We start from the raw sequence: 19,490 nt of genomic DNA, 5'->3' as shown, positions 1-19,490 counted from the left end.
TTTTATTTCCCTTTATAATTAGGTTTTCTTTTTTGTAAAAAGGCTTGTACCCCTTCTTTAAAATCTTCTGTTTCTGCAGCTTCCTGCTGTAAATCTCCTTCTAATTCCAATTGTTCTTTCAATGTATTGTTATAAGAACTGGCAAAAGCTTTTTTGGTTAATTTTAAACCAACTGTCGGCATATTAGATACTTTTTCTAAAATTTCCATTGATTTTGAATTGAATTCTTCTTCAGTGAAAATCTCAGCAACCAGACCATATGATTTTGATTCTTCTGCAGATAATTTTTTACCTGTAAATGCCAAATAATTCGCTAATTGTCTTCCTAATAATTTGGGTAAGAAATAAGTTCCACCCGTATCAGGAATCAATCCGATATTAGAGAATGCCTGAGCAAAATAAGCTTTATCACTCGCCAAAACAAAATCACAAATCAATGCCAACATCGCACCAGCTCCAACTGCAGGACCGTTTACCAAAGCAATTACAGGTTTTTTGCAACGTGTAATTTCAAGCACCAAAGGATTATAATAGTCAGTTACGATTCTTCTGATAATATCATCATTATGATGGTCGTTACCCTGTACGAAAGCATCATCTAAATTCTGACCAGAACAGAAAGCTTTTCCTCTTCCTGAAATGGCAACACATCTTACTGTGGGATCATCACTGCATTCTTTTACAAAATCTTTCAGATCTGATAACGAAGGCTTGGTCAAAGCATTCATTGTGTCAGGTTGATTAAGGTAAGCAATTTTTAATTTTCCGTCAAAATGCGATTCAATATCGAGTTGTGTGTACATAGTTTTAATTTTTTATGATTAATGTAAATTTACATATAAAAACGTAGGAATGCATCAGTTTACCTGTATAACAATATTTACTGCATTGAAAATTGTATATTCTTACGTTGCTAATTTGTTACATTAATTTAATGACATTTGAAATAATCAAAGGGCTCCAGACAATCTAGACATTGATAAGAAGCCTTACACAATGTAGATCCGAATCTGCTGATCTGTTTTGAATGCATCGAACCGCAACGTGGGCATTTTTTCGGTTTCCCGATGTGATGCTCGTCGGCTCCTTTTTCGGGAGGTGAAATTCCGTAGACACGAAGTTTTTCTCTCGCTTCGTCCGTCAACCAGTCTGTTGTCCAGATCGGAAACATTTTGGTCACTACTTTCGCATCCCACCCGTTTTCTTTCATGATTTTCATGATATCTTCCTCGATAGTAAACATAGCGGGACAGGCAGAATAAGTCGGCGTAATCGTTATTTCACAAGAATTCTTGCTGGTAACTTTTGCTTCTCTTACAATGCCTAATTCCACGATATTGATCACCGGAATTTCCGGATCGGGAACCATTTCTAATATTTCTAAAGGATTTTTCAATCTTCTTTTATCTGATTTTTTTAACGCAAAGTGCGCAAAGTTTTTTTTGACTACTAAATGTTTTTAAGTTCGCAAAGGCGTTTCACTTAGCAAAGTCAACAAAGAATAAAATTTTCAATGATAGTTTAACATTTCACTTAAAAATTGTTATATTGATAAACTGATACATTGTTACATTCAAAAACCTACCAAGTACAACCCGGATATGCTCTCTGCATATACTGTAATTCACAAAGCATAAATCCGAAATATTCTGTGTGATATCCTGTTCTTGATTTTGGCTGCATAAAAGGATTCGCAGGATATTCTAATCCGAAATCTGTAAAATCTCTTTTGGTAATAGCAAGGAAATCTTCATAAAGATCATCAACATTTGGAGCGATATTTAAAGCAATCAAATCATCTTCTCCTTCCACTTTTGCAAATAAACCTTTTGAATATTCCCAGATATTTTCAATTGCTTTTACCAGACGAGATTTACTTTCTTCTGTCCCCTGTCCGAAAATTTTCATCCAGGAAGAAGCGTGGGTATAATGATACCTTACTTCTTTCAATGATTTTTTGGCAAGAGCAGAAAGTTCTTCATTAGCAGAATTAGATAATGCTTCGTACATTAATTTCTGATATACGGCGAAAACATACACTTTAAGAATCGTCTGTGCATAATCTTCATTCGGAAGCTCAACCCAATGTGCGTTTACGTATTCGTGTTCGTATCTCAAAAATGCTAAATCATCTTCGCTTTTACCGTTATCAGCAACTCTTGAAGCGTAAACGTAAAAGTTATTGGCTTGTCCAAGTTCATCCAACGCGATGTTTGTCAATGCAATATCCTCCTCTAAATAAGGACCTTCACCGCACCACGCAGACAAACGCTGTCCCATGATGAAACTGTCGTCCGCTAGTTTTAATAAATAATTATATAATGGGTTCATTGTTTAATAGATTTCAGATTTCAGACACTAGATTTCAGATTGACAATGAGTCTATTATCTGTTATCTCACATCTTGAAGTCTTTATTAATTACATATTTTTTACATCGTTTGGAATATCGTAAAACGTCGGGTGACGGTACAATTTGTCATCAGCCGGATCGAAGAAAGCTTCTTTATCAATTCCTTCTGAAGTCACTATATATTTACTTGGAACTACCCAAACAGAAGTTCCTTCTTTTCTTCTTGTATAAACGTCTCTTGCGTTCTGCAAAGCCATTTCTGCTGTTGGTGCCTGTACTATTCCAACGTGTTTGTGAGATAATCCCGGTTTAGTCTGAATAAACACTTCCCACATATCTAAATTTGCCATAGTCAAATTTTAATTTTAAATTCTAAATTTTAGATTTTTGAATTATTTTTGAAATTTAATTTTTGAACCATCAAGGACAATTAAGTTGTTAAGAATATTAAGTTTAGCTACGCTTTTAGATTTACAATCAAAATGATTTATCTTAATTAAACTAGACTTCTAAACAAAATCTTAATGGTTTACATTAAATATTATATTACTTCTTTTTGTTGTTTCTCTGCAAAAGCAATAGCCGCTTCTTTTACCCAAGCATTTTCCTCCTGTGCTTTTACTTTTGTCTGTAACCTTTTCTTATTACAAGGTCCGTTTCCTTTTAAGATTTCCATAAATTCATCCCAAGGAAGTTCGCCGAAATCGTAATGTTGTCTTTCTTCATTCCATTTTAAATCCTTATCCGGAATGGTTAAGCCTAAAAATTCAGCCTGAGAAACCGTAACATCAATAAATCTCTGACGAAGACTGTCGTTACTTTCTCTTTTTACTCTGTAATTCATAGAGATTTTAGAGTTTGGTGAACTGTCGTCATTTGGACCAAACATCATTAAAGCCGGCCACCAGAAACGGTTTAATGAAGCCTGAGCCATTTCTTTCTGCTGTTTCGTACCACGGCAAAGCGCCATCAAAATCTCGTAACCCTGTCTTTGGTGGAAAGATTCTTCTTTACAGATTTTCACCATCGCTCTTGAGTAAGGACCGTAAGAATTCCCCATCAACATTACCTGATTCATAATGGCTGCACCGTCAACCAACCATCCGATGGCACCGATATCTGCCCAACTCAGTGTCGGGTAGTTGAAAATACTTGAATATTTTGCTTTTCCTTCCAACATATCGTCGTAAGTAGCGTCTCTGTCAGCTCTGATAGTTCCGTTTCCTAAAGTTTCAGTCGCAGAGTACAAGTATAAACCGTGACCTGCTTCATCCTGGACTTTAGCCAACAAAGCCATTTTTCTTCTCAATGAAGGCGCTCTGGAAATCCAGTTCGCTTCCGGCAACATTCCGACAATCTCAGAATGTGCGTGCTGTGAAATCTGACGAACCAATAGTTTTCTGTAATCATCGGGCATTACATCTTTTGGTTCTACTTTATTTTCGTCGTGTACGTATTGAACAAATTTTTCTAAGTCCATATTCTTTTTGTTTTAATAATGAAAAAAATTCATTAAAAATTAAACATCATAATTAAGCATCACCACATTCGTTGTCGGGTGACATTGACAGGTCAAAACGTAACCTCTGGCTACCTCATCTTCGGTAAGCGCGAAATTTTTCTCCATGAAAACTTCTCCTTCCAAAACTTCCGCTTTACACGTACAACAAACTCCTCCTTTGCAGGCAAAAGGTACAGGAAGATTGTCTTTCAATGCTTTATCTAAGATACTCTCTTTTTTAGAATTAAGGTGGAACGAATATTCATCATCATCGATAATGACCGTTACCATGCTTTCGATATTGGCAATTGCCTTGAATTCATCGCTCATTTCTTCAGAATTTTCGTCGTCAGGAGCGGTGAAATATTCAAATAAAACCTGAATTGCCGGTACTTTTTTATCTTTCTTTAAATAATCTGCGATCCCTTTAATCATTTCTGCAGGTCCGCAAATGAAAAATGTAGATTCTTTAACATCGATATCTGCATATCTTTCAAATAACTGGTCTAGTTTTTCAGGCGAGATTCTTCCTTCAAAAATCGGGTCTTCATGCTGCTCACGGCTTACCAGATAAACAACTTTTAATCTTCCTTTGAACTGTTCAACCAATTTGTCAATCTCGCCTTTTTTCATCACATGATTCATGCTTCTATTACTGTAGAACAGATAAGCATTGGAATTAGGTTCCTGATAAAGACTTTCTTTAATATTTGATAAAACCGGAGAAATTCCGCTTCCTGCCGCCAAACCAACGTAAGTTTTTACGTTTGTCGGGTGATAAGACGTATGAAAACCGCCCATCGGAGGCATCACTTCCAACATTTCATCCATGTGTAGATGTTCGTTGAAGTACCCGGAAACTTTTCCGCCTTCCAACAGCTTAACCAATACTTCCAGCGTATTGCTTTTTTCACTCGGAGCATTGCAGATAGAATAAGAACGACGCTCTTCGTTTCCGTCGATCATCATTCGGAAATTAAGATACTGCCCTTGTTTGAATCTGAATTTATCCTTCAGCTCCTCAGGAATTTCAACAGCTACATTTACGGCATCGTTGGTATCTTTCTGAACTTTTACAGTTTTAAGTTTATAAAATGAATTCATTTATTTTTAAAGTCTTCTATTTAATCTTTCCGCCTTCACATTTTCGGAAGGCTGTACTGAGCGTGAATTTTACTTTTGTAGTGATTCCTTGCTTTTTTAATTTCGTTTCCGATGGTTTTCCAATCGGATCCGTTTCAACAGTTGGGATGTTTCAACTGAAAATCAACATTCTTCACTAACTAACATTTGTTAGGTGTAAATTTATAAAGAATTTAGGAACTGACAAAATTTTTATGATTTTCATCACATTTTGAATAGTTTTATACAAAGTTTCCCATTCAGAGGGGAACGAAGTGGAGCGTGGAACCAGGAATCGTCTCGTCTTGCCTATAAAAGTTGAGATTCAGAAGGAATGAAAAAGACTATGTTTATAAAAACATATAGCTAATAAAATTACTGTTTGTGATTTCCTAAAAGACCAAAAAGTATTTTATTTCTTATTTCATCAGTAATTTCGTTAGTCGATTCGATGTTTCTTTTAAACCAGAAATAAGAATTATTCAAAGTGTGAAGAATAAACCTTGTGGTAAAAGTAGGTGATTTCAATTCCCAGTTTTCAGCCTGATAAATTTCAGAAATTAATTCTTCTACTTCCTGTTGATATTTTTTTCTTAATTCTACAAATTCGGGAAGTCTTTCTTCCAAATGTTTCCATTCATTAGAATAAATATGCGTGACATCGCGGTTTCTGAGAACTATTGACAGATGCTTATCAATGAATAAATTTAGTTTATCTTTTGGATTGATGTCTGTACTTTTTACAGTCTGAAGCTCGGTAAAGAAATCATTGGCAATTCCGAAGCAGATCCATTCGAGAATTTCTTCTTTCGAGCGAATATGTGCATATAAAGATGCGGCTTTTATATTGAGTTTTGTCGCCAAATCTCTCACAGAGCTACCCATATATCCTTTCTCTTTGAAAAGTTCAACGGCAACATCCAATATTTTTTTTTGTTTTTCTTTAAGTTCCATGATGTGAATGCAAAAGTAATTATTCTGATTTAAATCCTGCTTCAACAAATTCAAAAAAATTAAAGAGGTCAAAATGTACATCTACGATTTAAAATAAAAACCATTTATCGGAAAATCTGACAACAAAAGGAAATACAGAAATACAATATTCGGAAAATTTGTCTTTAAAATTTATAAATTCAACAATAGAATACTTTTTGCGATAAGCTAACAGAATTAAATGATTAAATAAGATTGAAGACATCAGAAATTAGAAAATCAGATTTAAAATAACAATTATTAGACTCTTATGGTCTAAAATCTGATGTCTAAAATCAACATTAAAAAGTAAACACGCAAACATAAAAGATATGAACTTAAACCAATATACTGTAAAATCACAGGAAGCCATCCAGGCTGCACAGCAGGTTGCCATGGAGTTTGGCAACCAAAGCATTGAACCTCAACATCTCCTGGAGGGAATCTTTCAGGTAGATGAAAATATATCGCCTTTCTTACTTAAAAAATCTGAAGCAGATGCCAATCTGGTAAGAGAGCGAAACCGTGAAAATTTAGAAAAACTCCCGAAAGTACAGGGAGGGAATATTTACCTTTCACAATCGGCAAATAAAGTTTTGCTGGATGCGCCCAACATCGCTAAAAAAATGGGTGATGAATTCGTGACCATTGAACATTTATGGCTTTCCTTATTAGAAACAAATTCAGAAGTTTCAAAAACTTTGAAAGATATGGGCGTGACCAAAAGTCTTTTGGAAGGCGGAATTAAAGAATTAAGAAAAGGAAGCACTGCGACATCTGCAAGTTCGGAAGAAACGTATCAGTCCCTAAAAAAATATGCTAAAAACTTCAATGAACTTGCTGCAGAAGGGAAACTTGATCCCGTCATTGGTCGTGATGAAGAAATCAGAAGAGTTTTACAGATTCTTTCAAGAAGAACAAAGAATAATCCAATCTTAATCGGTGAGCCAGGTGTTGGTAAAACTGCCATTGCAGAAGGAATTGCACACAGAATTATTTCCGGAGATATCCCTGAAAACCTGATGGATAAAACTTTGTATTCCTTAGATATGGGAGCTTTGATCGCCGGTGCAAAATATAAAGGAGAATTTGAAGAGCGTCTGAAATCTGTTGTGAACGAAGTGATCAAATCGGACGGACAAATCATCCTTTTCATTGACGAGATACACACTTTGGTGGGAGCCGGAGGTGGTGAAGGCGCAATGGATGCTGCGAATATCCTGAAACCTGCTTTGGCAAGAGGAGAATTAAGAGCGATCGGTGCCACTACTTTAAATGAATATCAAAAATATTTCGAAAAAGATAAAGCGTTGGAAAGACGTTTCCAGAAGGTAATGGTAGAAGAACCGGATACTGAATCTGCAATCTCAATTCTGCGTGGAATTAAAGATAAATATGAAGCTCACCATAAGGTAAGAATCAAAGACGAAGCGATTATTGCTGCGGTAGAAATGTCTCAACGATATATTTCTGACCGTTTTTTACCGGACAAAGCGATTGACCTTATCGACGAAGCTTCGGCTAAGTTAAGAATGGAAATCAATTCAAAACCTGAAGAACTGGATGTTTTAGACAGAAAACTCATGCAGATGGAAATTGAATTGGCAGCCATTTCAAGAGAAGGCAACCAGATAAAAATCGACCATTTAAAAGAAGATATTTCGAAAATTTCTGAACAGAGAAATGAAATTAATGCGAAATGGCTGAAAGAAAAACAAAAATCTGAGGATCTTACCCAGATTAAAAAAGATATAGAATCGCTGAAACTGGAAGCAGAAAGAGCCTCAAGAGCAGGAGATTATGCAAAAGTTGCCGAAATTCAGTACGGAAAAATAAAAGAGAAAGAAGATGCTTTGCAAAAACTTGAATTGGAGATGCAAAACCATCAAAACGAACTCATTAAAGAAGAAGTTACCGCAGAAAATATCTCTGAAGTCATTGCAAAATGGACGGGGATTCCTGTAACCAAGCTTATTCAGTCGGAAAGAGAAAAATTACTACATCTGGAAACCGAACTTCACCACAGAGTTGTTGGTCAGGAAGAAGCTATAGAAGCAGTTGCCAACGCCATCAGAAGAAACAGAGCTGGATTGAGTGATGAGAAAAAACCAATCGGAAGCTTCTTGTTCTTAGGAACAACCGGAGTCGGTAAAACTGAGCTTGCAAAGGCTTTGGCCGAGTATTTATTCGATGACGAAAACAATATGACGCGAATCGATATGAGTGAATACCAGGAGCGTCATTCGGTGTCGAGATTGGTTGGAGCACCTCCGGGATATGTCGGTTACGATGAAGGAGGTCAATTGACTGAAGCGGTAAGAAGAAGACCTTATTCGGTCGTGCTTTTAGATGAAATTGAAAAAGCGCATCCAGATGTTTTCAACACATTATTACAGGTTTTGGATGATGGAAGATTGACGGACAATAAGGGTAGGGTCGTGAACTTCAAAAACTCGATTATCATTATGACTTCGAATTTAGGGTCACACTTAATTCAGGAGAATTTTGAGAATATTGACGAGGAGAATCAGGATGAGATTGTTGACAAAACAAAAGATCAGGTTTTCGACTTGCTGAAACAGACGTTACGTCCGGAATTCCTGAACAGAATTGATGAGATCGTATTATTCCAGCCTTTAAGAAAAAAAGAAATTGGAAAAATCGTTCAGTATCAGTTGAGAGGTTTTAATGATTTATTAGGAAAAAGAAATATCATTATGACTGCTACTCAGGACGCTTTGGATTATTTGATGAATAAAGGGTATGATCCTGCTTTTGGAGCAAGACCTTTGAAAAGAGTCATTCAACAGGAAGTTTTAAACAAACTGTCGAAAGAAATTCTGGCCGGAAATGTGAATGACGGCGACAGAATCACGCTTGATTATTTCGAGGAAACAGGTTTGGTTTTCAGACCTGCAGAAAAATAAGTAGTTTTTTTCATATATATTATTTTAATGGAAATAGCCGAAGACTAAGTCTTCGGCTATTTTGTTTTAAAGTACCGTAAAATCACGGAATTTTAGTGTAATAAAGACAACATATTCTATTTTTCCTTAATTTGCGATAAAATTATTTAAACAAAGTAATAATATGGAAAAGAAAACTGAAATAACAGGAAAGAAAGGACTTGGCGAACCGAATGTGATCCCTACTGAAGTAATACAAAGTCAGGTAGATAATTACCGTAATAATCAGCTTATGGCAATTAATGAAACTTTGGGAATCGATGACGCTAATGCTATTTGGTTTGATATGGTGACGCTGAAAAAATTTATTGCAGATATTGAGAAAGAGGCATGTGATATAGATCCTGATGTAACAACCAAAGATCTTGGGATTCGTTTTTATTATGCAGCTTATCCTGAAGAGCCACAATATCCTATTCCTGCTGATTATGCAAGAAGACATACTCTTATAATGGTTCCTACAAAAAAGAAGGATGATCTTAATTATGATTTTAATCCTTATGAAGACATGGGCCACGCACTGGCTGTTACATTAGAGGTTTCGGGGAGAGCAGTTGCTCAAAATCATGGAGCTCTTATTCCGCCGGGAACATCTATTGTAGAGTCTTACTGATGAATGACATACACTTATTGCTGCAGGATTCGATGATTTTCACCGAAGGTTTGGCGGCATTGGTTGCTATTATCATGACTTTCAAAAGAAGTAAGAGAAGTATGTACCGCTATTTTTCGGTATACTTAGTATTTATTTTTTTTTGTGAAATATTTGGAAAATACGGTGTAAAATACACTCCGGTCCCTATGCATCTTGTGTTTAATTATTTTGTAATACCATTAGAATTTATATTTTTCTTCTGGCTTTACGCTTATGTTTCATTGCAGAGGAAGGTTTTATTTTGGTGTTTTGTCACAGTTTTTTTGTTGGCATACATTCCCAATGAGTTATATTTTTTAAAGAATAAGTATATTTTTTCTTTCAATTATACTTTTGGAAGCTTATTGCTAATGCTTTTGGTAGTAATGGAGTATTATAAGCAGATTAATTCAGATAATATTCTTGAATTCTCTAAAAATCCGATGTTTTATACTAATCTAGGAGTAACTTTATTTTATATAGGAACCTTGCCATATTGGGCTTTTTATCTTCAAATCTATGAACACAAGCAAATTTGGAATATATATACTTTATATTTCCTAATTTCGGGGATTATTATGTACCTTATGTTTGCAAGCTCTTTTATATGGGGAAAACGGAACTACTCTTAACGATTATTTTATTCAATATTTTTTTTATCTTCTTTATTGTTGCCATAATGGTTTATATAAAAAAGTATAAACAGAGAAAAGTAGAATATTTAAGTGAAATTCAAATTAAAAATGAAATTCACCAAAGAGAACTTCTTGCTACCCAGCTGGAAATTCAGCAGGCTACAATGCAGCAGATCGGGCGTGAACTACATGACAATATTGGTCAGAAACTCACTTTGGTGAGCCTTTATACCCAACAGCTGCTCTATGAAAATAAAGTTCCTGAAGTGAGCGAAAGAATAGATCAGGTTTCGCAAATCATCAATCAGTCTCTGCAGGATTTAAGAAGTCTTTCGAAAACACTTACTGATGATAATATCAGTCAGAAAGAAATTGCAACTTTAATTCAGGAAGAGGTTGACAATACCAATGCACTAAAAAAGTGTGAAATTCATTTTGAGCATAATACGGAAAATCTTGAGTTAGATTTTGTTCACAAAAATGTACTTCTCAGGATAACTCAGGAATTTATCCAGAACAGCATCAAACACTCTCACTGCAAAAATATTTTTATTAAATTAAAGACTTCTAAAGAAAATCTGTGGGAACTGAATATAAAGGATGACGGTGTCGGATTTGATACAACAAAAACCCTGAGCAACGGAATCGGATTAACCAATATGAAAAACCGGGCAAAAATTATCGGGGCAGAATTCAGCTTTATAAGTGAAACAGACTTAGGAACATCACTCAATATCTCATTTAAAAATCAGGAATGAAAAAAACAATAGTAATCGTTGATGATCATCTGCTTATAGCAAAAGCTCTGGAAGGAATTATAGACAATTTCCAAGATTTTCAGGTAATCTATGTTGCACAGAACGGGCAGGATCTTATTGATAAGTTTGAAAGCAATTATGAAATTCCTGATATTATTTTAATGGATATCAGTATGCCGATCATGGATGGATTTGAAAGTGTGCTTTGGCTCAAAAAAAATCATCCAGACATAAAAGTAATGGCACTAAGTATGCAGGGCGATGACAACAGCGTGATCAAAATGATAAAAAACGGAGCGAAAGGATATCTTCTGAAAAATACCCACCCACGAGATCTTGAGGAAGCTCTGGTAAAACTGAAAGATGATGGTTTTTTCTATCCGGAATGGGCATCTAAAATCATTTTTTCAAACATTAACAGTGACGGAACCAATGGGAAGGCTATAAGAATTTCTGATAGGGAAAAAGAATTTCTCACCTATACAGTAACAGAATTAAGCTATAAAGAGATTGCCGAAAAAATGTGCTGCAGCCCGCGAACCGTAGAAAGTTACAGAGATCAGCTTTGTGAAAAACTGGATCTAAAAACAAGAGTAGGATTGGCTGTCTTTGCTCTGAAAAACGGATTTGCCGAATCGTAGATGTTTCATCTTCTTCTGTATTTGTAATGCAGATTTTATAAGGATTTGTCGTAATAAAAAAAAGAAGCTTTTCAGCTTCTTTTTTTTATTATTCTTTAGAGTTAGTTTTTTAAACTTTATTTTATATTCACTAATTCTACATCAAAGATGATGGTAGCACCTGCAGGAATTGCAGCACCCGCTCCATGATCTCCGTATGCCAAATCTGACGGAATATAAAATCTGTATTTAGATCCCTTGCTCATGAGCTGGATACCTTCCGTCCACCCTTTTATCACGCTGCCCAGATTAATATCCATCGGTGCACCTCCATTTTTATCGGTAGAGTCAAAGACAGTTCCATCCATTAATTTACCTGTATATTTTACCTGTACAATGTCTGATGCTTTTGGTTTTGTTTTACCATCACCTTCCTGCAATACCTCATACTGCAAACCTGAAGCAGTGGTTTTTACCTTGGGATTAGTCTTATTTTTTGTAAGAAAATCAAGACCTTTCTTCTTATTTTCTTTTGCCTGCAATATTGCTGCAGATTGCTTTTTTTCATTTTGCTTCTGCATAAAGTCTTGCATGAAAGCAGTCATTTCTTCAGCCGGCATCAGTTTCTTTGTTCCTGCCATTTCTTCTTTAATAGCCTGCGCCAGAAGGTCGGCATCTACCTTGAATCCTTCCTGCTTCATATTTTGGGCAATACTCAGACCTATATAATAAGATGCTTTTTGGTCATCTGTATATTTGCCGGTAGCCGGTGAATCACTTTTTTGAGCACATGAAATACTAAATGTTGCTATGCAAAATAATGCAATAGTCTGTTTTTTCATTTGATAATTTTATTAATTTTTACTAACGAATTAATCGCTGCAAATCTATCATTAATTATAGAAACTTTCCTGCTGTATAAGAATTTTTTCTATTTCAAATTTTCAGACTCTCTTTCTTGATTTAATAACAATGAAGGCAGAAAAGCAGGGCTTATCAATAATCTTCCTGAGGCAAGTAATTTCAAGAAAATCATGAAGATAGCAGAAGAAAAATAACAGGCACTGATACAATGCCTTCTATTCTTTAAAATTGTAAATCTGCCAAAACCGGAAAATGATCAGACGGGTATAATAGATTTTCTCTTCTGTCGTTGATATGTCTGTGAGATTTTATCTTAAAACCTTTCACAAAAATATAATCGATTCTGTTTTTTGGAATTTCATTAATATTAAAACCAGTGAAAGTTCCTACAGGACCATAATGTTTTTTTTCAGCATTGTAAAAAGTGTCTTCCAGATTTTGAGAAAGGATTTTTACAGGCTCTGTATCTTCGGTTAAATTGAAATCACCTGTCAATACTAAAGGCAAACTTTTAGGATTCAGTTCTTTTGCCTTTTTTAAGATCATTTCTGAAGATTTTACCCGAGCAACATTTCCGACATGATCAAAGTGAATATTCATTGCCAAAAACTCCTTCTGCGATTCTTTATCTTTAAAAACAGCGTAAGTGCAAATTCTGTTCAAGGCTGCATCCCAACCTTTCGATGGTTTCTCGGGAGTTTCGGAAAGCCAGAATGTTCCGGATTTTACAATCTGAAGTCTTTTAGTATCATAAAATATCGCAGAAAATTCACCTTTTTCTTTTCCGTCATCTCTTCCGACACCCACATAATCGTAATTTCTCAAACCTGTTTTAATATCTTTCATCTGATCGGGAAGCGCTTCCTGAACTCCGAAAAAATCCGGATGATAATAGGTCAGCAAATCTGTAACATCATTTTTTCTGTTTGGCCATGAGTTTTCTTTATCTGAATCTACATTGAGCCTGATATTGAAGCTCATTACTTTAAGATCCTGAGAAAAGCCTGATACAAAAAACATCAGCAATACGATTAAAAATCTGAAATTCATTATAGTTTTCATTTAATTAAAAGCAAAAATAAAACTTATGCATCTGAAAGAAATAACAAAATGATAAACTTTTTATTAATTTTTAAATCTGAATAACAAAAAAACTCCGGAATTTCCGGAGTTGTGTAGATTATGAGACGAATTTATTCTTTGATAAATTTAAATTCTCGTCCGCCTTGCGTAAAAATGATTGTCTTTTTGTCGCTGCTGTAAGTCATTGAAATTTCAGCCTGATCGAACCTGAAAGTGCTGTTCCCAATATATTCCAAAGGAAATTCCTGCTGACCCGCAGCCTGACCAAAGAGCTGATTGTCTTTTTCTTTAAAAGTAAGTTTCAGCCCAATTTCTTTATTTGCAAACGTTCCGGTAAAATCTTTTACGTTGATTTTCTCCATAGGTTTTGCATCTGCAGAAGACCATGAATTATTTTTAGGATTTACATCAGGGATATCAGATTTCGGATCAAGCTTTACCTCAGCAATTTCTTTTGATGAATCAAGCTTAAATGTCCATTCTGTATTACGTTTCCAGATTTCTACAGGTAACTTTACGATTTGGTCACTCCCATCTTTAAATTTAACCTGAATGATGGTCGGCATTGGCAATTGACCAATATTTTCAACCGTGATCTGAACGCCGCTTTTAAAATCACCATTAATATATTTTACATTTTTAACCGCCTGATCAATTTTCCACTTGTTGATAAACCAGCCTCTCCAGAACCAATTCAGTTCTTCTCCCGACACATTTTCCATCGTATGGAAGAAATCCCACGGTGTCGGATGCTTGAATGCCCAACGTTCAATATAAGTTCTGAAAGCCTTATCAAATTTTTCCGGACCCAAAACAGATTCTCTCAAAATTCCCAAACCTAATCCTGGTTTAAAATATGCTAAAGCACCAATGCTGTTTTCCTTCATATTATCCGGACCCACCATAATTGGTTCAAGATTGTCATTCATGATGTAACTTCCCATCTGTGCAATATTTTTCTTAGAATAATACTCACCTTTGTTAAAAGCCTCAGTAGACAATTCATTAATAAAAGTATTAAAGCCTTCATCCATCCACGCAAAAAGTCTTTCGTTTGAACCCACAATCATTGGAAACCAGTTGTGCCCGAACTCATGATCGGTAACGCCCCAAAGTTCTTCACCTTTAGAATCCATATGACAGAAAACAATTCCGGGATACTCCATTCCGCCCTCGTTTCCGGCAACATTGGTTGCTGCAGGATAAGTATATCCGTACCATTTTGCCGAGTAATGCTCAATGGCAGCCTTGGTGTATTCTGTAGATCTTCCCCATGCATTTTCCCCTGCACTTTCTGTAGGATAAGCAGAAATCGCTAATGATTTTTTACCGCCTGGAAGATTGATTTTTGCTGCATCTAAAATAAATGCCGGAGAAGAAGCCCATGCAAAATCTCTGGTCTGGCTGATTTTAAACTTCCATGTTTTTGTACCTGATGTTTTGCTTTTTCCAATCTCAGATTCCGGTCTTATCATGACGGTTTTATCTGAGCTTCTTGCCTGCGACCATCTGTTGTTTTCTTCTTTCGAGTACACCTCTTTTTCATTTAAAAGCTCACCCGAAGCGACAACATAATGATCGGAAGGAACGGTAATGTTTGCAGTAATATCTCCATATTCGAGATAAAATTCAGATGCGCCTAAATATGGCATTGTGTTCCATCCCAACACGTCATCGTAAACGCACATTCTTGGAAACCACTGTGCTATCGTAAAGATTTTACCATTCTTTGTATCCTGAATTCCCATTCTGTCTGATCCGTATTGAGGAGAAAGAAAAGAGTATTCTATTTTAATTTTTGCGACTCCGCCTTTAGCTTTTAATTCCTGAGGAAGATCAATCTGCATTCTGGTGTCTGTAACAGTATATTTTACGTCTTTACCATCGAGTTTTACAGATTTGATCTTATAACCGCCATCAAAAGTTTCGCCTTTAGCTCCGTTTCTGCTTCCTGAAAGTGGTATGATCGCATTTCCCCGTGAATCTTTCTGAAATAAATTCTGATCCAACTGCAACCACAGAAAGCTCATTTTATCGGGACTGTTGTTGGTATAGGTAATTTCAGCAGTTCCTGTGATTTCATTTTTTACATCATTCAGACTCACATTCAGATTGTAATCTGCAGAATTTTGCCAATAAGCGTGTCCCGGTTGTCCACTTGCTGATCTTGTTTCTGTACCTGTCTGAGAATAAAAGAATGGTTTGAATGCTTCTACATAATCATATTTCGGAGCTTCCTGAGCTGAGACAGAATTTGTAAAAAGCATTACTGCTATTGCAGAAATAATAGTGGGAAATTTAAAATTCATTGAAAATATTTTTTTGATTGGTAAAAAAACTCCTGAAATTGTTACAATTTCAGGAGCCTAATTTAGTTATTTTAATTAATTTGATTTCTTAGCTTTAATCATTGCTTCCAGAGCATCCCACATTTCCTGAGGAATATCTTCCAGCATATTGAACTCTCCGGCCCCCTGCAGCCATTCTCCACCATCAATTGTAACGACTTCGCCATTTACAAAAGATGAAAAATCTGAAACCAGATATGCGGCAAGATTTGCTAGTTCCTGATGCTCTCCAACTCTTTTTAAAGGATTTTTTTTAGCCAGATCAAACTGATCTTTCATATCTCCCGGAAGCAATCTGTCCCATGCTCCTTTCGTAGGGAAAGGTCCCGGCGCAATGGCATTGAAACGGATATTGTATTTTCCCCACTCTACTGCCAAAGATCTTGTCATTGCCAGAACTCCGGCTTTTGCACAAGCTGATGGAACGACGTAGGCAGAGCCGGTCCAGGCATAAGTGGTAACAATATTTAAAACTGTTCCGGGAGTTTTTGAGTCAATCCAGTGTTTTCCAATAGAAAGTGTGCAGTTTTTTGTACCTTTTAAAACAATATCTAAAATAGAGTCAAAAGCAGAATGCGTCAGTCTTTCTGTTGGAGAAATGAAATTTCCTGCTGCGTTATTCAATAAAATATCAATTCTTCCAAATTCTTTCAACGTTGCTTCTTTCATTGCTTCTACCTCGTCCCAGTTTCTTACATCACAAGCAACACAAAGCACTCTTCCACCAGTCTGGTCTTCCAGCTCTTTTGCGGTTCCGTAAAGTTTTTCAAGATTTCTTGAGGTGATCACCACTTTTGCTCCCAACTGAAGAAAATATTTGGTCATTGCTTTTCCAAGCCCGCTTCCGCCGCCTGTTACGATGGCAACTTTTCCTTTAAGGGCATCTTCACGCAACATCGGTTGAGTATATAAATTCATACGTTTTATTTTTCTTAAAAATAATAAATATTAAACGGATGAAGCTTAAAATTTTATGATAAATAATGTTACAAATACAATTCATCAATTATATCACAGAATATGAGAGTTTATACATAAAAAAACAGCCGATAAATCATTATCAGCTGTTCTTTTTTATATGTAAATTTTCTTATGAAGCAACAACGGTTCCTTTAAAAGAAAGAGTTTTAGGAGTTTTACTGTCACTTGTGGTAACATTTACTGTTTTTACAAAAGCACCTGCGCTTGCGGCATTATAGCTAGCTTCTACAAATCCTTTTTTTCCGGGAAGAATTGGAGTTTTAGTATAATCTGCCGTAGTACAGCCACATGAAGGAGCCACATTTTCAATGATAACAGGCTTTGAAGAGGTATTTGTAAATTCAAATCTGATTAATTTCGGTTTTCCCTGAGGAATATTTCCTACGTCAATAGATTCTGATTTCCATTTGATTGCTTCTGCAATTACTTTTACGATAGAAACAGCTTCTGTAGAAAATACATTGGCATAAAACGGAGAGAATGCTAAAACTGCAAGCACCGCTGAAATTTTCAATTTTTTCATGAGTATAATTTTAATGTTTAATAAAATTTAAAGAAATCAATTGTTTTCTTTTGATAATCCAAAGATATGCATGATCGATTAAAGAATTTGTTAACTGCTGTCAAACATTTGTTAATGAGTTGTTAATAATCAGAGAATAATAAATATTTTTGGATAATATTGCTTCTGAAAATGGAAATAAAGAAACTCAATATCATTATTACGCTTGGTCTCGTTGCGATTATCGGAATTTTGATCGCACAGCTTTTATGGACGAAACAGGCATATAATCTTGAGGATAAAAAATTTAATCAAAAAGTAAATATTGCTTTGATGGAGGTTGTCGACAAAATGTCTGAAGGAAAAACCTCTTTTACAGAAAATCCTGTGCAGATTGTGGCAAATGATTATTACGTCGTCAATATCAATAACGAATTTCATCCCGCAGTTCTTGAACATTACCTGAAAACAGAATTTACAAGATTTCAAATCAATACAGATTACGTTTACGCTTTATACAATTGCCACAGCGATCAGATGATCTACGGAAAATACATGAGCAGTCATCAGGAAGAGCCCAGTGAAAAGGTGATTCAGTTTCCAAAACATAAAAACCTCACCTATTATTTTTCAATACGTTTTCCAGATAAGGCGACTTATCTCATCAGCTCATTGCGTTTCTGGTATCTGCTTACATTTGCGCTCATTATCATTTTGCTGGTGTATGTTTACTCTATCTATACGATTATTCAGCAAAAAAAATTCTCAGAGCTGCAAAGGGATTTTATTAATAATATGACGCATGAGTTTAAGACTCCCCTTTCATCAATTCTTCTGGCCACAGAATCGCTTAACAAACAGGAAATTGTACAGCAAAGTTCTAAACTTCAAACGTACACTTCAATTATTATCGATCAAAGCAACAAGCTCAATAACCACATCGAAAAGATTTTGAATATTGCCAAAAATGATTCAGCCGGACTTTCCTTAAAAACAGAAAAGATCATACTCCTGCCTTTTATTGCGGAAATCGCAGAAAATATGCAGCAAAAAAATGAGAATCTTAAAATTGTTATCAATATTGAAAATCATGCTTCTGTAATTGCAGACAGATTTCACTTTACCAATATCATTTACAACATTCTAGATAACTCTATTAAATATTGTGAAACCAAACCTCACATGATTATTTCGTCAGAAAAAGATTCAAAAGGATTATATTTAAAGTTTAAAGACAACGGAATCGGCATCCCTGTTAAAAATATTCCTCATATTTTTGATAAGTTCTACAGAGTCGCTACCAAAAAAAGTGATGAGGTCAATGGTTTTGGGTTAGGACTTTTTTATGTAAAAAAAATCGTTCAGCAACATCACTGGAAAATATCTGTTGAGAATAATAAAGACACAGGGATTACCACAACTTTGTTTTTTCCGTTTTAAATTTAATCAATGTAAACAATGGAGAAATCTAAAATTTTATATGCAGAAGACGATAAAACCATAGCTTTCCTGATTCAGGATAGTCTGGAAGCATATTATGAAATTGAACATTACGGAGACGGAAAATCTGCCCTTGAAGCTTTCAATTGTAAAGATTTTGACATTTGCCTTTTAGACATCATGATGCCGGAGATGAACGGATTTGATCTTGCCGAACAAATTCGCAGTAAAAATTCAGAAATTCCCATCATTTTTATTTCTGCAAAAGCTTTAAAAGAAGACAGAATCAAAGGTTTAAAAATCGGAGCAGATGATTATCTGGTAAAACCTTTCAGCATCGAAGAATTGATTCTGAAAATAGAAGTTTTCCTGAAACGTTCTAAGAAAACAGAAACTTCATTACCAAAATATACTGTTGGAAAATATCATTTTGATCACAAAAATTATACTTTACAGGATTCAGAAAACACGATTACACTTACTCAAAGAGAATCTGAATTGCTTTTATATTTTATCCGCCACAAGAATACGGTTTTAAAAAGACAGGATATTCTGAAAGCCATTTGGGGTGATGATGATTATTTTATGGGACGAAGTCTGGATGTTTTCATTTCGAGATTGCGAAAGGTTTTGGCAAACGAGGAAAATATTGTCATTGAGAATATTCATGGAATTGGTTTCCGTTTTTCTGAAAAATAAATAATTTCACATC

The 19,490-nt window shown here is 35.3% G+C and carries 18 protein-coding genes; 6 read left to right on the top strand and 12 right to left on the bottom strand.

Annotated elements, in window-relative coordinates; all coding sequences use genetic code 11:
- Positions 1 to 2 precede the first annotated feature (2 nt).
- The 7 genes from AC4FQ5_RS15640 to AC4FQ5_RS15610 form a co-directional block, all read right to left on the bottom strand.
- Complete coding sequence (locus tag AC4FQ5_RS15640; RefSeq protein ID WP_491144783.1) at positions 3 to 803, bottom strand: enoyl-CoA hydratase/isomerase family protein; 801 nt, start codon at positions 801 to 803, stop codon at positions 3 to 5.
- 128 nt (positions 804 to 931) lie between these two features.
- Entirely contained in the window at positions 932 to 1,369 is a 438-nt protein-coding gene (gene paaD / locus AC4FQ5_RS15635) for a 1,2-phenylacetyl-CoA epoxidase subunit PaaD (RefSeq protein WP_491144903.1), read from the bottom strand.
- A 212-nt stretch (positions 1,370 to 1,581) separates the two neighbouring features.
- On the bottom strand, positions 1,582 to 2,331 hold the full coding sequence (gene paaC, locus AC4FQ5_RS15630; RefSeq protein ID WP_491144782.1) for a 1,2-phenylacetyl-CoA epoxidase subunit PaaC: 750 nt from the start codon (positions 2,329 to 2,331) through the stop codon (positions 1,582 to 1,584).
- A gap of 89 nt (positions 2,332 to 2,420) precedes the next feature.
- Complete coding sequence (gene paaB / locus AC4FQ5_RS15625; protein ID WP_034679196.1) at positions 2,421 to 2,702, bottom strand: 1,2-phenylacetyl-CoA epoxidase subunit PaaB; 282 nt, start codon at positions 2,700 to 2,702, stop codon at positions 2,421 to 2,423.
- A gap of 191 nt (positions 2,703 to 2,893) precedes the next feature.
- On the bottom strand, positions 2,894 to 3,832 hold the full coding sequence (paaA, locus tag AC4FQ5_RS15620; RefSeq protein ID WP_491144780.1) for a 1,2-phenylacetyl-CoA epoxidase subunit PaaA: 939 nt from the start codon (positions 3,830 to 3,832) through the stop codon (positions 2,894 to 2,896).
- A gap of 39 nt (positions 3,833 to 3,871) precedes the next feature.
- Positions 3,872 to 4,957 (bottom strand): 2Fe-2S iron-sulfur cluster-binding protein, encoded by a 1,086-nt coding sequence (locus tag AC4FQ5_RS15615; RefSeq protein ID WP_491144778.1) that lies wholly within the window; start codon positions 4,955 to 4,957, stop codon positions 3,872 to 3,874.
- A gap of 393 nt (positions 4,958 to 5,350) precedes the next feature.
- The gene (locus AC4FQ5_RS15610) at positions 5,351 to 5,929 is read right to left on the bottom strand and encodes a TetR/AcrR family transcriptional regulator (protein WP_491144777.1); all 579 of its coding nucleotides are present in this window, start codon (positions 5,927 to 5,929) and stop codon (positions 5,351 to 5,353) included.
- Between the two features lie 350 nt (positions 5,930 to 6,279).
- Here AC4FQ5_RS15610 and clpB point away from each other — a divergent pair, with 350 nt between their 5' ends.
- The 4 genes from clpB to AC4FQ5_RS15590 all read left to right on the top strand — a co-directional run bounded on the left by clpB (position 6,280) and on the right by AC4FQ5_RS15590 (position 11,581).
- A complete protein-coding gene (gene clpB, locus AC4FQ5_RS15605; protein WP_491144775.1) occupies positions 6,280 to 8,874 on the top strand; it encodes an ATP-dependent chaperone ClpB in 2,595 nt (864 codons plus the stop codon).
- 163 nt (positions 8,875 to 9,037) lie between these two features.
- Positions 9,038 to 9,526 carry a hypothetical protein gene (locus AC4FQ5_RS15600; protein WP_491144773.1) on the top strand — a complete coding sequence of 163 codons (489 nt, stop codon included), beginning with the start codon at positions 9,038 to 9,040 and terminating at the stop codon, positions 9,524 to 9,526.
- A gap of 700 nt (positions 9,527 to 10,226) precedes the next feature.
- Complete coding sequence (locus tag AC4FQ5_RS15595) at positions 10,227 to 10,940, top strand: sensor histidine kinase (RefSeq protein ID WP_491144771.1); 714 nt, start codon at positions 10,227 to 10,229, stop codon at positions 10,938 to 10,940.
- The gene (locus AC4FQ5_RS15590; protein ID WP_491144769.1) at positions 10,937 to 11,581 is read left to right on the top strand and encodes a response regulator; all 645 of its coding nucleotides are present in this window, start codon (positions 10,937 to 10,939) and stop codon (positions 11,579 to 11,581) included. The genes AC4FQ5_RS15595 and AC4FQ5_RS15590 overlap by 4 nt, the downstream gene beginning before the upstream one ends.
- 116 nt (positions 11,582 to 11,697) lie before the next feature.
- Here the strand turns inward: AC4FQ5_RS15590 and bamJ are convergent, their stop codons facing one another.
- From bamJ to AC4FQ5_RS15565, 5 genes are all read right to left on the bottom strand, one after another.
- Positions 11,698 to 12,402 (bottom strand): BamJ family beta-barrel-assembly machinery protein, encoded by a 705-nt coding sequence (bamJ, locus tag AC4FQ5_RS15585; RefSeq protein ID WP_491144768.1) that lies wholly within the window; start codon positions 12,400 to 12,402, stop codon positions 11,698 to 11,700.
- A gap of 244 nt (positions 12,403 to 12,646) precedes the next feature.
- Positions 12,647 to 13,474, bottom strand: a complete 828-nt coding sequence (locus AC4FQ5_RS15580; protein WP_491144766.1) for an endonuclease/exonuclease/phosphatase family protein — start codon at positions 13,472 to 13,474, stop codon at positions 12,647 to 12,649.
- Positions 13,475 to 13,617: 143 nt separating this feature from the next.
- Positions 13,618 to 15,816: a M1 family metallopeptidase gene (locus AC4FQ5_RS15575; RefSeq protein ID WP_491144765.1), complete on the bottom strand. Its 2,199-nt coding sequence runs from the start codon at positions 15,814 to 15,816 to the stop codon at positions 13,618 to 13,620.
- 75 nt (positions 15,817 to 15,891) lie between these two features.
- Positions 15,892 to 16,773, bottom strand: coding sequence for an SDR family oxidoreductase (locus tag AC4FQ5_RS15570; protein WP_491144763.1), 882 nt, complete (start codon positions 16,771 to 16,773; stop codon positions 15,892 to 15,894).
- Positions 16,774 to 16,945: 172 nt separating this feature from the next.
- Positions 16,946 to 17,359 carry a DUF1573 domain-containing protein gene (locus tag AC4FQ5_RS15565; protein ID WP_491144762.1) on the bottom strand — a complete coding sequence of 138 codons (414 nt, stop codon included), beginning with the start codon at positions 17,357 to 17,359 and terminating at the stop codon, positions 16,946 to 16,948.
- A gap of 171 nt (positions 17,360 to 17,530) precedes the next feature.
- Between AC4FQ5_RS15565 and AC4FQ5_RS15560 the strand changes: the two genes are divergently transcribed.
- Together AC4FQ5_RS15560 and AC4FQ5_RS15555 are read left to right on the top strand one after the other, a co-directional pair.
- Positions 17,531 to 18,778, top strand: coding sequence for a sensor histidine kinase (locus AC4FQ5_RS15560; RefSeq protein WP_491144760.1), 1,248 nt, complete (start codon positions 17,531 to 17,533; stop codon positions 18,776 to 18,778).
- 18 nt (positions 18,779 to 18,796) lie between these two features.
- Complete coding sequence (locus AC4FQ5_RS15555) at positions 18,797 to 19,477, top strand: response regulator transcription factor (protein WP_491144759.1); 681 nt, start codon at positions 18,797 to 18,799, stop codon at positions 19,475 to 19,477.
- Positions 19,478 to 19,490 lie beyond the last annotated feature (13 nt).

Source organism: Chryseobacterium sp. DT-167, from assembly GCF_058310155.1.
This window is presented reverse-complemented; position numbering and strand designations above follow the sequence as displayed.

Excerpts from the sequence above, each read along its gene's own strand:
- AC4FQ5_RS15600 (WP_491144773.1), top strand. The coding sequence starts at position 9,038 with ATGGAAAAGAAAACTGAAATAACAGGAAAGAAAGGACTTGGCGAACCG.
- AC4FQ5_RS15565 (WP_491144762.1), bottom strand. The coding sequence starts at position 17,359 with ATGAAAAAATTGAAAATTTCAGCGGTGCTTGCAGTTTTAGCATTCTCT.
- AC4FQ5_RS15615 (WP_491144778.1), bottom strand. The coding sequence starts at position 4,957 with ATGAATTCATTTTATAAACTTAAAACTGTAAAAGTTCAGAAAGATACC.
- AC4FQ5_RS15590 (WP_491144769.1), top strand. The coding sequence starts at position 10,937 with ATGAAAAAAACAATAGTAATCGTTGATGATCATCTGCTTATAGCAAAA.
- AC4FQ5_RS15555 (WP_491144759.1), top strand. The coding sequence starts at position 18,797 with ATGGAGAAATCTAAAATTTTATATGCAGAAGACGATAAAACCATAGCT.
- AC4FQ5_RS15610 (WP_491144777.1), bottom strand. The coding sequence starts at position 5,929 with ATGGAACTTAAAGAAAAACAAAAAAAAATATTGGATGTTGCCGTTGAA.
- clpB (WP_491144775.1), top strand. The coding sequence starts at position 6,280 with ATGAACTTAAACCAATATACTGTAAAATCACAGGAAGCCATCCAGGCT.
- AC4FQ5_RS15640 (WP_491144783.1), bottom strand. The coding sequence starts at position 803 with ATGTACACACAACTCGATATTGAATCGCATTTTGACGGAAAATTAAAA.
- paaB (WP_034679196.1), bottom strand. The coding sequence starts at position 2,702 with ATGGCAAATTTAGATATGTGGGAAGTGTTTATTCAGACTAAACCGGGA.
- AC4FQ5_RS15570 (WP_491144763.1), bottom strand. The coding sequence starts at position 16,773 with ATGAATTTATATACTCAACCGATGTTGCGTGAAGATGCCCTTAAAGGA.
- paaC (WP_491144782.1), bottom strand. The coding sequence starts at position 2,331 with ATGAACCCATTATATAATTATTTATTAAAACTAGCGGACGACAGTTTC.
- AC4FQ5_RS15595 (WP_491144771.1), top strand. The coding sequence starts at position 10,227 with ATGGTTTATATAAAAAAGTATAAACAGAGAAAAGTAGAATATTTAAGT.
- paaD (WP_491144903.1), bottom strand. The coding sequence starts at position 1,369 with ATGGTTCCCGATCCGGAAATTCCGGTGATCAATATCGTGGAATTAGGC.
- bamJ (WP_491144768.1), bottom strand. The coding sequence starts at position 12,402 with ATGAAAAAACAGACTATTGCATTATTTTGCATAGCAACATTTAGTATT.
- AC4FQ5_RS15580 (WP_491144766.1), bottom strand. The coding sequence starts at position 13,474 with ATGAATTTCAGATTTTTAATCGTATTGCTGATGTTTTTTGTATCAGGC.
- AC4FQ5_RS15560 (WP_491144760.1), top strand. The coding sequence starts at position 17,531 with ATGGAAATAAAGAAACTCAATATCATTATTACGCTTGGTCTCGTTGCG.
- AC4FQ5_RS15575 (WP_491144765.1), bottom strand. The coding sequence starts at position 15,816 with ATGAATTTTAAATTTCCCACTATTATTTCTGCAATAGCAGTAATGCTT.
- paaA (WP_491144780.1), bottom strand. The coding sequence starts at position 3,832 with ATGGACTTAGAAAAATTTGTTCAATACGTACACGACGAAAATAAAGTA.